The organism is Prevotella pallens, from assembly GCF_900454935.1.
Classification (GTDB): Bacteria; Bacteroidota; Bacteroidia; order Bacteroidales; family Bacteroidaceae; genus Prevotella; species Prevotella pallens.
Window position 1 is genome coordinate 268,832 of sequence record NZ_UGTP01000001.1, and the last position, 16,537, is coordinate 285,368.

At 39.4% G+C, this 16,537-nt stretch carries 12 protein-coding genes; 3 read left to right on the forward strand and 9 right to left on the reverse strand.

Translation table 11 applies throughout. The features are described 5' to 3' along the window. Positions 1-2 precede the first annotated feature (2 nt). From DX009_RS01125 to DX009_RS01135, 3 genes are all read right to left on the reverse strand, one after another. Positions 3-1,862: an ABC transporter ATP-binding protein gene (locus DX009_RS01125; protein ID WP_115082734.1), complete on the reverse strand. Its 1,860-nt coding sequence runs from the start codon at positions 1,860-1,862 to the stop codon at positions 3-5. Between the two features lie 28 nt (positions 1,863-1,890). Then, positions 1,891-3,222: a tRNA (N6-isopentenyl adenosine(37)-C2)-methylthiotransferase MiaB gene (miaB, locus tag DX009_RS01130; RefSeq protein ID WP_040595335.1), complete on the reverse strand. Its 1,332-nt coding sequence runs from the start codon at positions 3,220-3,222 to the stop codon at positions 1,891-1,893. A gap of 511 nt (positions 3,223-3,733) precedes the next feature. Next, on the reverse strand, positions 3,734-5,281 hold the full coding sequence (locus DX009_RS01135) for an L-lactate permease (RefSeq protein ID WP_115082735.1): 1,548 nt from the start codon (positions 5,279-5,281) through the stop codon (positions 3,734-3,736). A 277-nt stretch (positions 5,282-5,558) separates the two neighbouring features. Between DX009_RS01135 and DX009_RS01140 the strand changes: the two genes are divergently transcribed. Both DX009_RS01140 and DX009_RS01145 read left to right on the forward strand, forming a co-directional pair. Then, positions 5,559-5,948 (forward strand): hypothetical protein, encoded by a 390-nt coding sequence (locus DX009_RS01140; protein ID WP_115082736.1) that lies wholly within the window; start codon positions 5,559-5,561, stop codon positions 5,946-5,948. A 30-nt stretch (positions 5,949-5,978) separates the two neighbouring features. After that, on the forward strand, positions 5,979-6,686 hold the full coding sequence (locus DX009_RS01145; RefSeq protein ID WP_115082737.1) for an ABC transporter ATP-binding protein: 708 nt from the start codon (positions 5,979-5,981) through the stop codon (positions 6,684-6,686). Positions 6,687-6,814: 128 nt separating this feature from the next. Here the strand turns inward: DX009_RS01145 and DX009_RS01150 are convergent, their stop codons facing one another. Further along, the gene (locus DX009_RS01150) at positions 6,815-8,392 is read right to left on the reverse strand and encodes a hypothetical protein (protein WP_115082738.1); all 1,578 of its coding nucleotides are present in this window, start codon (positions 8,390-8,392) and stop codon (positions 6,815-6,817) included. A 272-nt stretch (positions 8,393-8,664) separates the two neighbouring features. Here DX009_RS01150 and DX009_RS01155 point away from each other — a divergent pair, with 272 nt between their 5' ends. After that, positions 8,665-9,996, forward strand: a complete 1,332-nt coding sequence (locus DX009_RS01155) for a T9SS type A sorting domain-containing protein (RefSeq protein ID WP_115082739.1) — start codon at positions 8,665-8,667, stop codon at positions 9,994-9,996. A gap of 201 nt (positions 9,997-10,197) precedes the next feature. Here the strand turns inward: DX009_RS01155 and DX009_RS01160 are convergent, their stop codons facing one another. From DX009_RS01160 to pta, 5 genes are all read right to left on the reverse strand, one after another. Further along, complete coding sequence (locus tag DX009_RS01160) at positions 10,198-10,665, reverse strand: RNase H family protein (RefSeq protein ID WP_006043797.1); 468 nt, start codon at positions 10,663-10,665, stop codon at positions 10,198-10,200. A gap of 98 nt (positions 10,666-10,763) precedes the next feature. Continuing rightward, positions 10,764-11,258 carry a DUF2059 domain-containing protein gene (locus DX009_RS01165; protein WP_115082740.1) on the reverse strand — a complete coding sequence of 165 codons (495 nt, stop codon included), beginning with the start codon at positions 11,256-11,258 and terminating at the stop codon, positions 10,764-10,766. 80 nt (positions 11,259-11,338) lie between these two features. Then, positions 11,339-13,159, reverse strand: coding sequence for an arginine--tRNA ligase (gene argS / locus DX009_RS01170; RefSeq protein WP_115082741.1), 1,821 nt, complete (start codon positions 13,157-13,159; stop codon positions 11,339-11,341). Positions 13,160-13,839: 680 nt separating this feature from the next. Then, positions 13,840-15,045: an acetate/propionate family kinase gene (locus DX009_RS01175; protein WP_115082742.1), complete on the reverse strand. Its 1,206-nt coding sequence runs from the start codon at positions 15,043-15,045 to the stop codon at positions 13,840-13,842. 80 nt (positions 15,046-15,125) lie between these two features. Then, positions 15,126-16,166 carry a phosphate acetyltransferase gene (gene pta, locus DX009_RS01180; RefSeq protein WP_115082743.1) on the reverse strand — a complete coding sequence of 347 codons (1,041 nt, stop codon included), beginning with the start codon at positions 16,164-16,166 and terminating at the stop codon, positions 15,126-15,128. Between the last annotated feature and the right edge of the window lie 371 nt (positions 16,167-16,537).

Consider the following 16,537-nt stretch of genomic DNA (forward strand, 5'->3'; position numbering starts at 1 on the left):
AATTATATTTCTTGCATATCGTGCAGCTTCTTGTAATATCCATTGAGCAGCATTAACTCTTCGTGCGTTCCTCTTTCCACTATTTCGCCTTCGTGCATAACGCATATTTCGTCAGAGTTCTTAATGGTGGAAAGGCGGTGTGCAACAGCAATTGTCGTACGTGTCTTCATTAATTTGTAAAGAGCATCTTGTACTAAGCGTTCGCTTTCTGTATCGAGAGCAGAAGTAGCCTCATCAAGAATAAGAATAGGAGGGTTCTTTAAGATTGCACGGGCAATACTAACACGTTGTCGTTGTCCGCCAGACAATCTACCGCCACGGTCGCCAATGTTTGTTTCGTAACCCTTTTCGGTTTGAGAAATAAAGTTGTGCGCATTAGCTATCTTTGCTGCTTCAATAACCTTAGCGTTGTCTGCCGATACGCCAAAGGTTATGTTGTTTTTGAATGTATCGTTAAACAGAATAGCTTCTTGATTTACATTGCCAATAAGGTGGCGCAAATCGTGTAGTCCGAGTTCTTTGATATTGATACCATCAATCAGTATTTCGCCTTCTTGTACATCGTAATAACGAGGAATTAGATCGAGTAATGTAGATTTTCCGCTACCACTTTGTCCTACAAGTGCAATAGTTTTGCCTTTTGGTATATTCAAGTTGATGTTACGCAAAACCCATTTTGGCTCTGTTGTACCATCTTCTTTTATAATCGTATCGTATGCAAAACTGACGTTGCGGAACTCTATTTGGTGGTTGAAAGCCTCAATATGCTTGGGTTGTTCCACTTCTTTAATATTGTTTTCTGCCATCAATATCTTGTCGATTCGCTCCATCGAAGCCAATCCTTTTGCAATGTTATAGCCAGCCTTTGATATTTCTTTTAATGGATTAAGAATGCTATATAAAATGACTAGATAATAAATAAAGGTAGGACCACTGATGACAGGAGACTCTCCTAATACAAGCGTACCGCCAAACCACAGTACAACAATTATCATTATAGTACCAAGAAATTCGCTCATAGGGTGTGCCATTTGTTGTCGAATGTTCACACGCATTATATCGTTGCGATACATAGAGTTTACTTTCTGAAACCTCTGATTCATTATGGCTTCTGCACAGAAAGCTTTAATAATGCGTAATCCGCCCAGTGTTTCTTCCACTTGACTCATTGTGTCGCTCCAAAGAGCCTGTGCTGTAATACTACCTTGTTTCAGCTTTCGTCCTACTATTCCCATCAGCGAAGCAAAGAGTGGTACAAAGAGAAGTGTAAATATTGTGAGCTGCCATGAAATAAACATCAGCGTTATGAAATATATCAAAACGAGAATTGGGTTCTTAAACAACAAATCGAGTGATGACATAACAGAAGAGTCTACTTCTTGTACATCGCCGCTCATACGTGCTATAATATCTCCTTTACGTTCTTCGCTGAAAAAACTGAGCGAAAGCGATGTTATTTTTTGATATAGCTGATTGCGTATATCACAAACTACGCCTGTTCTTACTGGTATGATTGAGGCTGACGATAAGAAGTAAGCGCCTGTTTTCAGAAAAGTCATAAACCCCATTATCAGTCCTATAATTAGTAACGTTGTTGTTGGTCCGCAATCTGAAATAAATAGCTGTGTATAATAGTTGGCGTTGTTTGCTAAAACATCTTTCAGCGAACCATCGCTCAATGCCATTACTTGTGTTGCCTTTGCTCCTGTGTCTACTTTAAACAGTATTTGAAGTAATGGAATGAGTGCTGCAAACGAGAAGATATTTAGAATGGCAGATAGAATGTTGAATACCACCGACCACACTAAATACTTTTTATAAGGTGGAACGAATCTGCGTAATATTTGGAGAAATTCTTTCATAACTTACCATTGTTAGGTTTATACCATCTCATTCTACTACTTCGCCAATAAGTGTTGCCGAGCTAGAACCTGTTATACGCACACGCACTGTTTGCCCTATGTGGTGTTTACCACGTGGAATAATTACTGCTTTATTTTGTTCGGTGCGACCCATAAGTTGTTCGCGACTGCGTTTGCTGAAACGTTCTATCAACACATCAAACTCTTTGCCTTCGTCTTTCTTATTCTGTGCTGCCGATATTTCGGTTTGAAGTTTTATTAGTTCATTCAATCGGCGCACTTTTTCCTCTTCCGATATGTTGTCGGGTAAGTGCTTTGCAGCGTATGTGCCCGGTCGTTCCGAATATTTAAACATAAAGGCTGAGTCGAACTGACATTCACGAACCAACGATAGTGTTAATTCTTGGTCGTCTAACGTTTCGTTGTGATAGCCCACAAATATATCGGTTGTTAATCCGCAATTTGGAATTATACGGCGAATAGCAGCAACCTTCTCTAAATAATCTTCACGAGTATATTTGCGGTTCATATTCTTCAGCACTGTATTACTTCCGCTTTGTGCTGGGAAATGAATATGTTTGCAGAGATTGGGTTCATCGGCTACTGCGTGCAAAATATCTTCCGTCATATCTTCTGGATTGGAAGTTGAAAAACGCACACGCATATCGGGCACGCTTTGTGCCACTTTTCGCAACAACTCTGCAAACGATGTTCCGTTTTCTGGGCGTTTGCCGTTTGGCAGTAGTCCGTAAGAGTTTACATTCTGACCTAACAATGTAACCTCTTTAAAACCTCTGTCGTGCAAGTCTTTCACCTCGCGCAATATGCTTTCCACGTCGCGCGAGCGTTCTCTGCCTCGTGTAAATGGCACAATGCAATAGTGGCAAAAATTGTTACAACCACGCATAATGCTAACAAAGCCCGATACTCTGTTGCCACCAATGCGCTGTGGCACAACGTCTTTATATGTTTCGGTGGTAGAGAGGTCTACATCCATTGCGTTGTGTCCATTTTCGCAACGTGCTATCATTTCGGGCAAATTAAGATACGAGTCTGGTCCGCATACAAGGTTTGCGTGATGGTTCTCTATTAAATCTTTACGTACACGTTCAGCCATGCAGCCTAATACGCCAAGAATAACCTCGCGTCCCTTTCGTTTCTCTGCGTAGAGTGTTTCTAAACGGTTGTATATTTTGTTTTCTGCGTTCTCTCGTATGGAACAAGTGTTTATAAAAATTGCGTCTGCTTGACTTTCGTCTTCGCACACATCGTATCCTGCCATCTTCATTACAGAAGCAACCACTTCTGAGTCTGCCACATTCATTTGACAGCCGTATGTCTCTATATAGAGTCTTTTCATTAACTTCTTTCCTTGTTTATTCAGCGTGCAAAGGTACGTATTTGTTAGCAGATTAGCAAGCAATTACACATTCTTATGCGTGGTGTGGAATATGAAAGTTCATTACGAAACAAATGGCATAAAAGTTTTAGATATCTATCGCACAAGTTTCAGACGTCTGCCACGTTAGTTTCAGACGTCTGCCACGAGTGTTTCAGACGTCTGAAACTAAGAGATATGACATCACATCGTGAAGCATCTCATTTTATGGCGCAACATGTGTTATATGCCATACTCTATTAAGAAATTAGAAACCAAATAGAGTATGGTATATTAAACTAAAACTAGCCATTATAGTTTTAATATATTTTGTTTTGTTGTTAAGCTAATTAATCAACCTTATAACGAAGGTGCAGCCTGCTACGTTTGATTAAACAGGCAAGCAAGATGGCTGCAATACAACTAAAAAAGGGTAGAACGAATAGTATAAACTACACTATAACAGCGTTGCGGTTTTATACTCTGTTTTGGGTTAAACTGCCAGTAGTACCATTAGTCCTCCCACAGCAATATATAGAACAGCATACGGAATGGCAGCTTTCAATATCTCGCCATCGCGCCCTTGCATATCGCAGGCTGCAGTGGCAATGGCTATACTCTGTGGCGAAATTATTTTTCCACCAGTAGCACCTGTCGTATTTGCTGCCACAAGCCAGTTGGAGTTACTATAGTTTAGCTGATGAGCTACGTTAGCCTGTAGTTTAGCAAACAAAATGTTCGACGATGTGTCGCTACCCGTTACAAATGTTCCTACTGCCCCTATAAGGGGTGCAAACACAGGGTAGAGTTGCCCCGTAACAGTTGCAAGAGCCGAAGCTATTACTACTATCATTCCAGCATAGTTCATTACCGAAGCTAACGCAACTAAGCTAACAATGGTTATTGCTGTTTTGCGCAAGTTTACTGTGGTACGAGCCAGAAGCACCAGTAGTTTTTTGGGCGATACACCTTGCACAAAGCCACCTAACACTGTTCCCATAAACAACATTATTCCTGCATTGCTAATCCAGCCAAAGTTGAAAGTTGTTCCATCGGCATAAATGGGTAAAGACACGTGCGATACAAGGTGCGACTTTAAAAAGCCATTAATGCTGGGAAATAATGGTCCGGATAAGAGAATGAACAACAAAATGAAACCGTAAACACTCCACGCACGTAAGGTTTCGCCAAACGTATAGTGTTTTGCATTTGCATTATCTTTCTTCGGTGCAAACAGTCTGTTGTAAAGCACTAAAGCAACTATGGCTGCCACACTACCTATAATGGCTGGTGTTTCTGCACCAAGAAACATAGCCACTACATATTGTGTTGCTAACGAAATTCCACCTACCCACAACGCTATAAGCAGATTGCGACCAATGGCACTACTACTTCTATTGGTGAGCGTTAGAATAATAAAAGGTAATATAACAAATAGTGGCGAAAGCTGCACTACGCAATAGGTAGAAATTTCGCGAATAAGTTCGGGCGATGCTACACCACCTGCCGCCACCTCGTTAGAAAGTGTTATTACAGGCACACCCACAGCACCAAACCCCGTTGGTACACTGTTGGCAATAAGCGATACCAAAGCCGAAAACATTGGCTTATAACCTAACGAAATGAGAATGGCGGCAGGAATTGCAACTGCTGTTCCAAAACCAGCCATACCTTCAAGCAATCCGCCAAAGCCCCACACCAACATAAGTACCATTACACCCTTATCGTTTGAGAAAGATATAAACTGGTTTTTAATAACTTCTATATCTTTGCTTTCCACCAGCACATTATAGCTAAAAATTGCCATTAATATTATAATCAGAATTGGGAACACTGCTTTCAGCACACCTTCTATAACAGCCCAACCTACACCTATAGTAGTAAAGCTTGGTGGTACGAAACCCATAGCTGGAGCAACAAACAAAGCTAAAGTTATGGTAACAAGCAAAGTAATTAGTGCGCTCTTGTGTCCTGCCATCTTTATTCCTAACATCAGAACAAAAAGCAATACAATTGGTATAATAGCTATAATTGCATTCATAATCGATATCCTAAAAATCTAATTTATTCTGTTAATAATTCCATTAATCGCTACAAAGATAGTTGTTTTAAATGCTATTCTGGTAACATTAATGTAGAAATATAATCTTATAGCACATAATAACCACACTGTAGAGCGATGAGATATTCCAAAATAGCTCTTCGTTCATCTTTCTATACAAGTTTATCCATAAAAGCACAAGCACTATATGCTGTTCTTAAAACTTTTATTACCTTTGCTGCGGTTTAACAATTTATCTTCGTTTTATAATAGAATAATGATACGACAAGATTATTTTCTACGACTGTTAGAAGAGTTTGCTACTGCGCTTGCCACAATGATGAAGAAAAAGGAAGACGAGCGCGACGATAGTTTGAAAGACTTATACCGACAGTATGTTGGCGATTACACACTGCTACGCAATATGAGTGTAGACGAACTTATGGAGTATGCTGCAAACGAATGGAACAACAACGAGAGGATAGACCGTTTAGAAATGCTGGCAGAACTTCTGTATGCTGAAGGCAGCTACAAAACAAACCCATTACGCAATATGTTGCTCGAGAAAGCTTATCTGCTGTTCATATATGTAGACGAGAAACAAAATATATACTCTATTGACAGAAAAGAGAAGATAGCCAAATTGCACAGTATTTTAAACGAGTAAACAAACTCAATACAAACAAATCGTAAACCAATGAACATAACACTCGAACAATTATCGGTTGGCTATAAAGGCTTTCCACCCGTAGTTTCTAATATAAACGTAGAGATTAAAAGTGGAGAACTTACTTGTTTAATAGGCTCAAACGGAATTGGGAAATCAACATTGCTAAAAACACTAACAGGATTTCTGCCTAAACTTAGTGGGCGACTACTGCTCGATGGGCGCGACATTAATATGCTTTCGCAACGCGAACGAGCTAAATATATAAGCATTGTGCTTACTTACAAAAGCGATGTACAAAACCTTAGTGTTACAGAAATGGTTGGAATGGGACGTATGCCGTACACTGGCTTTTGGGGTAAACTTAATACCAGCGACCAAACAATTGTGGCTGAGGCTATAGAGATGGTAGGCATAGAACACTTAAAAAACAGAATGATACAAACACTGTCGGACGGCGAACGACAGAAGGTAATGATAGCGAAAGCACTTGCACAGCAAACTCCCGTTATATTGTTAGACGAGCCTACATCGTTCTTAGACTTCCCATCGAAAGTAGAAATGTTGCAGTTACTTCATCGGTTGGCAAAAGAAACTAATAAAGTGGTATTCTTATCTACACACGATTTGGAATTAGCTCTACGTATTGCCGACCGTTTAGTAGAGTTAAACAAAAACGGATTACAAGTAGTGCCTGCACAGCAAGTGAAAGAAGAAATAAACAAACTGTTAGAATAAACGTGGCAAAGGCACTGAAAACACACAAATAAAGTTCTAACCAGTTAATTAGTAAATTGTAACTTAACAAAAAAGAAAGTGTACCACAGTGGGCACACTTTCCTATGAAATAGTTTAAAGAAAACAGACTATTGAACTATTATCTTTTCCGACCTAACAGTTCCATCAGCCATTCGTACACTTTTAATATAAATGCCTTTCGTTAGCTTTACAACTCTGCGCCCACTCAAATCGGTGTAGAATGTTTCACCAGTAACAACATCGGTAATACCATTAATGCTCGAAACCGTTGTACCATCGCTGTACACAATATCAGTAACAAGTCGTTTATCGCCATCTTGATAGAAAGCTTGCACACCAATACGAGTTGCCTTATCGTAAATCATTATGGCATGTGCACTACCATGATTCTCAAAATCGTAGCGAGTTTTATCGGAGAAATCGATTGGAATGTCTGTTATTTCAGCATTTAACCACGGATAAACCGATGGGGTGAAAGTGTACTTCTTATCGTTGAGATAAATATTGTAATACACATTCTTCGAATTCATAAAACTACCTCGTTCATTATATCTATCAAGACTAAATATAAACCGCTTTGTATCTCCACCCATTTCCTGTATTCCTGTGAATATCGGATTCTTTGGTTTGGCAATATTCTCAACCAATAGTCTAAAAGTAGGCTGCATCATCACTTGCATCTCTAAATCTATTAAACGATAACCGTAGTTTGCCATAAAACCGTGTTCAGGACAAGAGAATGATTGGGTTTTACTATCATAGTTGAAACTTACAAATGGTAACGACTTATAATCGGTTGTACCATCTTGCGAATTATAGCTAACATCGGCTGGCATTACCCATTTATAAGCGTGTTTACTTGAAAAGAGCCCCATAAATTGAGCATTATTAAAAATAATCTTGTCGCCTTTAATATCTCCTCTCACCCATGCATCAGGTATATCCGAATCTATATTATTAACATAAACATAGTTACCTTCGAACACAACTTCAGACATACGTTCAAATATCTCTCTGCCACCATTATTAAAAGAGAAGATGTACTTTTTAGCATTCGCCGTAGACGATGGTGCAATGTTAGTATAGGTACAAATAGCAGACGACGACACTAAATCGCCAATACCATTCCAATCGCCATCTGCATTAGTCATTCCTATCAATACATTGTTTTCTGTCTTTATAAGCGAATCGTTGCGCCATACATACTTGACTGTCTGTGAAAGCGAGTCTTTTACATATTGATTATTACCATCTACCACTTCAAAGTTCATTCGTGTAGCGTAGTAATTAACATCGTTATCATTTACATAAATAAGTTGTGGAAGTTCTACAGCAATAGTGTCGCCAATTGTCTTATGTCCCTTTATCCAAGAATTAGTAGGAAAGAAGGTCATGGGATTTTGAATATAGACTGTTCCGTCATTGGCAACAACCACATCACGTGCCACACCGTCTTTCTTTCCATCAAATATAAGCCCCCACATAGAGTAAAATCCTTCAGCATAGCTATAAAGATTCTTGTAGACTTTACCTTCGGGTTGTGTTACAATCATCTCTCCGCTTTCTGAAGTTCTTGCAACTTTGTTTGATTGGTTTAATACTTTTCCCCACACATTTTGTCTTTGTGCTTGCACACTCATTATTGCCAATAACGAGATACAGATAATAATAATAGGTTTCTTCATAACATTTAACTTTTAAAGAATAATAATGATTTGGGTTATTTGTTCTTTGCTTGCAAATATAGTAATTTAATGACAGCAGAACAAACAAACCAAGCGAAAGATAGATATTTGAATGTAAGGTTGCAAAAATAACTCGTTAGCACACCGCATACAATACAAAAGTAAATATGACTACATTATATATATAATATTATTGTTGTGTTGTGTAAATAAGAAAAAATATCTATATTTGCAACACACATATATCGTACATTAACTTAACAAATTGAATTATGAAAAAACAACTCGCTAAACAAAACAGATCAGTATTACTATTCTTATTGTTGTTCTTTGTATCTATCAACTCGTACGCCGATTGGGAACAGGTTAAACAATTAGATGCAACGTATGCTACCTTTGTTACTAAGTCGGGAAACATTCTCTTATCTGATTTTCGTATAGAAAGAGATGGAGGCATCTACATTTCAACCAATGAAGGAGATACGTGGACAAAGACAAACGCAAAAGACTATAATTACAATAAGTTTATTGAAGTAGGCAACTATATCTTCGCTATTGGGTATGGTGCAAATATTGCACGGTCGGCTGATGGAGGACATACTTGGACAGAATGTACTTACGCCAATGCGGTGAGAGATATTTTTAGCGAAGACAATATGCCATATACCGTATGCTATGCGTGTGCATACCACAAAAACAAGCTGTATGTAGCTGACTTCTGTGGGGGTGGTATTTTGTATTCTGAAGACTTCGCACAAACTTGGAAGAGAACAGACTTGTCGTCTTTAAAATACAAAGCAGAGGACGATGATGGCGCGCCTGTTGAAAACACTGAAAACATATACCAACTAGTATCGTATAAAGGAAAGCTATATGCTTTTGGTGTATATTTTGTTTTCTGTCTCGATGAAACGAACAACACGTGGAAAACTATAAGCGATAAAAGTAACTTTATGGCTGTATCTACTATATTCGATAATACTTTACTATTGGGCAGAAGCGTTCCGAACGATGACTTTAAAACGCCATTCATTCTTACGCTCGAAGATGAAGACAAGTGGGGCAGTCTGCCAAGACCTACTGGCGTTATGGACAACAACATTAGAGCTATGGCAAGCGACGATACATATATATATGTAGGACTACAAAAAGGGGGCTTATTCTATACATCTAATAAAGGAAATAAGTGGGTAAACTTCAGTCAGGGTTATCCTAAAATGGAACAGATGGGAAACATATACTTAACGCCTACACAACTGTTCGCAACAACAAACTACATATATGTTTCGGTTTACGAACCACAAGGCGTTTCGAAGAAAAGTGGATTATACCGATTTAAGAAAACAGAGCTAACACCGGCAGCAGGTATAGAGAGTGCTAACAGAAATAAGGATATTTCCATTTACATAGATGGCTACACGCTGTGTTCGAATATAGAAGACAATGTTACAATAGACATTTTTGACGTGAATGGTATTAAGAGGAATATTGCTCTAATTAATGGAAAAGCCAATATAAGTTTCTTAAACAACGGAGTATATACTTACAAACTATGTATAGGAAACTATGTTTATAAAGGCAAATTAGTAAAGCATTCAAGATAGAAGTGCTATGTTCTCTACGCTTTGCACTATTCTTTGCGCTTATTAACGCATATACAAACGAACACAACCAATTTGGGTTAAACAATAAATATGTATCTTCTTATCTACACTGAAGGTTGTTGTTGATTAATCCAAATTGGGGTGTTAAGCTGTAACATCATCAAACACTATTATTAATAACTCAATGTATTATTAATAATATTACTTCTTACGACCGAAATCGGCTGGAATTTCTCCCCACTCTTTTGTTTCCCACTTTATTATTGGTGTAGTAACATTATGGGTACGCAACCATTGTTCTGCTCGTGCTATTATGTTGTGCAGCTCTGTAGTTTTATTGTTGTGTTCTAAAGTTGTTTTACATTTCTTTTTGTTCACCCACAAAATAGCATTGTACGAGTCGCTGTAAATAACCTTGTTTGTAATGCCCTGTTTTTCCATCAATGCTAATGCATGGACTATTGCCAGAAACTCTCCTATATTATTTGTTCCCATTGTTGGACCAAAATGAAAAATGCGCTGTCCCGTAGCAAGATCGATGCATTGATATTCCATTGGTCCAGGATTTCCCGAACATGCAGCATCTACTGCCCATGCGTTTGCATTTACACACAATGGCAAAGGCAACACTGTGTCGTGTCTGTTTTCAGGTGGATTTTGTAGTTCCATTGGTCTTTAATATAATATCTTACATATAGTAAATGTATAAAACAAACAATTGCGACTCTAATGTTCTTCCTTTCTCGATATAGTGATAGAAGAGGTGGTTACAAGCCTTTTGTATCGAAGCCTTTTGACTCCAGTTCGGCTATTACACTTTGCATAATAAATGCGCCTGCTTGTTCGCCTACCTGGAATAAATCGCCCATCAACGTTGGATTTACTTTCGCAATCTTACGTCCTAAGTCTGTTTCGTAAAAGGCAATGTAGTTCTTTAACTCTTCTAGCGTAAAGTAACGATTGTAAATGGGTGCATAAAATTCTACCATTCGGTTAATAAACAGCTCTCTATATTTAGCTTCTATTTTGGCGAATACATCTTCTGGAATGTTTGGCAACATATTTTTCAATGTATTCATAAGAACAGGGAACTGTGCTTTCATTGTTTCTTTGGAACCCGATACTTCCAATAATTTGTCTATTGTAGCTACATAATCGGCAGAAGGAGCTTCTGCTACTGGTGCATCGTTGTTCTGTGCACTTACATTACAAGGTATAGCCATAAAGATTGTAATGAGAAAACTTAAAAATATATGTTTCATAAGTGTATAACTAAAGTATATGTTGTGCGACCATTTGGTAAGCGTTTCCTTCTCTGCAACAAGAAGGAAACGCTGTTTTGCTACATACGTTCTGGCACTTCTATTCCCAGAAGTTCCATACCGTTCTTTATAACTTTGGCTACATTCTGCGCTAAAACTAGTCGAGTGGTTTTCTCGTCGTCGGTGTCTGCATTTAGTATGCTGTAATCGTGGTAGAACTGGTTGAACTCTTTTGTTAGTTCGTAACAATAGTTTGCAATACCACTCGGACTGTAGTCTATGCCTGCTTGCGCAACAACAGCACCAAAGTCGTTCATTTTCTGTATGAGTGCAATTTCTTTTTCGTTGAGTGGAGCATTGGCTGCAACTGTCTTTGGAATGGTTATACCTTGTGCCGCTGCTTTACGCAAGATGCTTCTAATGCGTGCATAGGTATATTGAATGAATGGGCCCGTATTGCCATTAAAGTCGATTGACTCTTCTGGATTGAAGAGCATATTCTTACGTGCGTCTACTTTTAGAATGAAATACTTCAGCGCACCTAAACCCACAATGCGTGCTATTTCGTTTTTCTCTTCTTCCGTAATATCGTCCAGCTTGTTCATCTTATCTTCGCTAAGTGCACGAGCGTTTTGTATCATCGAAGCAACAAGGTCGTCGGCATCTACCACTGTTCCTTCGCGGCTCTTCATTTTGCCGTTTGGAAGTTCTACCATACCGTAAGAGAAGTGTACCAAATCTTTACCCCACTTGAAGCCGAGACGGTCTAAAAGAATGGAAAGTACTTGAAAATGGTAGTTCTGTTCGTTGCCCACAACGTAAATCATCTTATCTATTGGATAGTCTTTAAAACGCATTTCGGCTGTTCCTATATCTTGCGTCATATACACCGACGTGCCGTCGCTTCTCAAAAGTAGCTTTTGGTCTAAGCCTTCGTTGGTTAAGTCTGCCCACACAGAGTTATCTGGTTTGCGAATAAATAAGCCCTTAGCCAAGCCTTCTTCCACTTTCTTCTTTCCTTCGAGGTAGGTATTGCTTTCGTAATATATCTTGTCGAAACCTACACCGAGTGCTTTATAAGTTTCGTCGAAGCCTGCATACACCCAGCTGTTCATCTTCTCCCATAGTGCACGAACTTCGGTGTTGTTTGCTTCCCACTTCACTAACATTTCGTGGGCTTCTTTCATTAATGGCGATTCTTGTTCGGCTTTTGCCTTTGCCTCTTCGTCGTTTAAGCCCTCTTCTTTAAATTTCGCGGTTAGTTCTGCTACTTCGGCTCTATAATGTTTATCGAACAGAACATAGAAGTCGCCTATAAGGTGGTCGCCCTTTTTGCCTGCCTGCTCTGGTGTTATGCCGTTGCCCCACTTCTGCCATGCAAGCATCGACTTACAAATGTGTATACCACGGTCGTTCACTATATTTGTCTTCACCACTTTGTAGCCGTTAGCTTCCATTATCTTTGCAAGCGACCAACCTAAAAGGTTGTTGCGTACGTGGCCTAAGTGTAGTGGCTTGTTGGTGTTGGGCGATGAATATTCAACCATAGCGAGCGGACTATCTGCCGTTACTTGCTGTTCGCCAAACTTCGCATTGGCATTTATATCGTTAAGAAGCCCTATCCACGCTGCGGGAGCAATAACAAGGTTCAGGAAACCCTTTACAACATTAAAGTCGGCAATAGCCGTGCAGTTGTTTTTTAGATATTCGCCCACCTCTTGCGCCGTTGCTTCTGGGCTTTTATGCGAGGTTTTTAGCAACGGAAACATTACCAATGTAAGGTTTCCTTCAAAGTTTGCTTTAGTCTTTTGCAACTGTATCATTTTTGCTGGAACATCAGCACCATACAGTTCTTTTATGGCAGCCAATGCTGCAACAGCTATTTGGTTTTCTATCGTCATATTGTTTGTTTTGTTTTTTATTTACGTGCAAAGTTACTAAAAACTTTGTAACTGTAGGCAACTCGCTTATTATAAGTAGTTGGCGTTCTATAAATAGCATATATTCTACGGCACATATTTTAAATAGGCTATCCACTCCTATCACTTTTTATGCGGAGCGAAACTATTGAGCGAAACACTACTATACGCTGAACACTGAGTGGCATACTAAGGAAGAGGTGCCGAAACACGTGTGCACAACTATTTATTCACTACACGGAGTTACTTCTCTCACGTCTGCAGTTTAATTTCACACGCAACACATGGCTTTACTTACACGTAAGTAAAACTTTATTTACACGTAAGTAGAACTTTACTTACACGTAAGTAAAACTCTACTTACACGTAAATAATAGTACGACACTAGTATGAGAATATCATTACATCAGCATTTAAACATCGTTTTATCGGCATTTAAATGTTGTTTCACAGGTATAGCGGTTTAAAACAAATAGATGTAAGTTTCTTTACTGGCGAATGTTGTTATGGCATTGCATAAAAAAAGTCTTTCCTCGTTAGCAATAGCACGCTACTATTAGCTAACGGGGAAAGACTATGGAGCGAAACAAGGATAGAAGTTTGCAACAATCAACAAATGTTGGCTATCCGCTGTTTGCACCCGTTGGTATGAGTGTTGTTGTTTACTTTCGAGCCTCTGACACAAGTTCTTGAGTATCGCGAGCAATCACAATCTCCTCGTCTGTAGGAATCAGAAGTACCTTCACCTTCGAGTCGTCTGCAGAGATAATGCGCTCAACGCCACGACATTTGTTCTTCTCAGCGTCCATCTTTACGCCTAAGAATTCTAATCCCTGACAAGCATCTAAGCGAAGCCCGGTTTGATTTTCGCCAACTCCGGCAGTCCAAACAATCATATCTACACCGCCCATAGCAGCTGCGTATGCACCAATATACTTCTTAATGCGATACGAATACATTTTCAAAGCAAGTATTGCACGTTCATTGCCAGTAGCTTCGGCAGCCTCAATTTCTCGCATATCCGAACTAATGCCAGTAATACCCAATACTCCGCTCTCTTTGTTAAGATAGTCTGCCATTTCTTGTGGTGCTTTTCCAAGCTTCTCCATCATATATGTTACTGCAGAAGCATCTATATCTCCAGAGCGTGAACCCATCATTAAACCTTCCAACGGAGTAAGACCCATAGAGGTATCAATAACCTTTCCGTCTTTTATTGCAGCCATAGAAGCACCGTTACCAATATGGCAGGTAATTATTTTTTGGCTCTTATAGTCTACTCCAAGAAATTCGCAAGCACGATGAGAAACATATCGATGGCTTGTTCCATGGAAGCCATAGCGACGCACATGGTACTTTTCGTACATTTCGTATGGAACTGCATAGAGGAACGCATACGGCTCCATAGTGCTATGGAAGGCATTGTCGAAAACAGTTACTTGTGGTGTGTGAGGCATTAAAGCGTCTACGGCTCTAATTCCACGTAAGTGCCCTAAATTGTGCACTGGAGCAAGGTCTATCAAACTTTCTATTCCTTCCTCTACCTTTTTCGTAACAATGCAACTCTTCTCAAATAAGTCTCCACCTTGCACTACACGGTGTCCAACAGCGTCAATCTCGTCCAAGCTCTTTATAGCACCATATTTAGGGTCGAGCAAGAGTTGAAACACAAACCTAACACCCTCTTTATGGTCGGGCATATCGTGCATAATCTTTTCCTTGCTACCATCTTTTAAAGTTACTTTTACAAAGGCTTCGTCGAGTCCTACACGCTCTGCACCACCTTGTGCGAGCACACTCTCGTCAGTCATATCGTACAATTTGTACTTGATAGAACTACTACCGCAATTTAAAACTAATATTTTCATTCTGCAATTTCTTTATTCTTATTTTATAGATATTGGAGTTAGATGGAGGTATCTCTGTCCTGCTCCTTTTATTTCTCTGGTTATGCCTTAGCGTCTTGTGCCTGACAAGCTGTGATGGCAACCATATAATAGATATCGTCTACCGAGCAACCACGCGACAGATCGTTTACCGGACGTGCTATTCCTTGTAGTATAGGGCCAATGGCAGTAGCTCCACCAAGACGTTGTATAAGTTTGTAGCCAATGTTTCCCACTTCCAGATTAGGCACAACAAGCACATTAGCCTTACCAGCAACATCAGAGTCTTTTGCCTTTTTTGCAGCAACAGTTGGGTCGAGAGCAGCATCGGCTTGCAATTCTCCATCAACCTTCAAATCTGGATACTTTTCTTTAGCCAACTTTGTAGCCTCAACAACCTTGTCGATGATATATACACTTTTGCCCGTTGCCTTGTCTATAGCATCTTTTGCAGAGCCCTTTGTAGAGAAACTCAGCATTGCCACTGTTGGATTTTTAAACCCTGCAACGCTCTTAGCAGTTTCTGCAGTGGTATAAGCTATTTGTGCCATTTGGTCGGCAGTTGGGTTTGGTGTTACAGCAACATCGCCCATTACAACCACTCCATTTTCACCATATTGCTTTTCGTGTGTTAGAATGAGCATTGCACCACTTACAACACTAACACCTGGAGCACATTTTATAATCTGCAATGCTGGGCGAAGCGTGTCGCCTGTAGTAGAGAGAGCACCCGAAATCTGTCCATCGGCACCTTCGGTCTTTATTATCATACAGCCTAAGTACAGGTTGTTCTTTACCAACTCGCGCGCTTTATCTATTGTCATACCTTTATTCTTACGTAGCTCTGTCAGAAGCTCTGCGTATTCTTCGCTACGAGGATTGTTCTCAGGGTCCACAATAGTAGCTTTATCTATATGCTTCAATCCCCATTCGCCAGCCAATCTCTTAATGTTATCTGGGTTGCCAATGAGTATTATTTCGGCTATGCCATCAGCCAATACTTTGTCTGCAGCTCGTAGTGTTCTTTCTTCCTCTGCTTCGGGAAGTACAATGCGTTGCTTGTTCGCTTTAGCGCGTGCGATGATTTGGTTAAGTAAATCCATAGTATACTTTTATTTTATAAATGTTTTATATCCATTTTGCGATGCAAAGATAGCAAATTCACCTCATTACACCAAATGAAACTTGTTTTTTTACACCTTATTTATATAGACTATTAAAAGATTTAATACAGGCGTTATAAAGAGCATTGTAATTGCCCGTGTACTTTCTGTTTTCTAAGTCGCACAACACATTTCTTAAATTGGCTTCTCTGCACACTATAAAAACTATTGTTTATACCAAAAATGCTACACAGCAATATAACCAACGAAAGCATAAGTAGTGCATTGCGACAAATTCTTATTTCTATTGCTATTCTTTTGTAAGGCAAGTAACACTAAATACTTGCAAATATATAGAAGATATATACAAA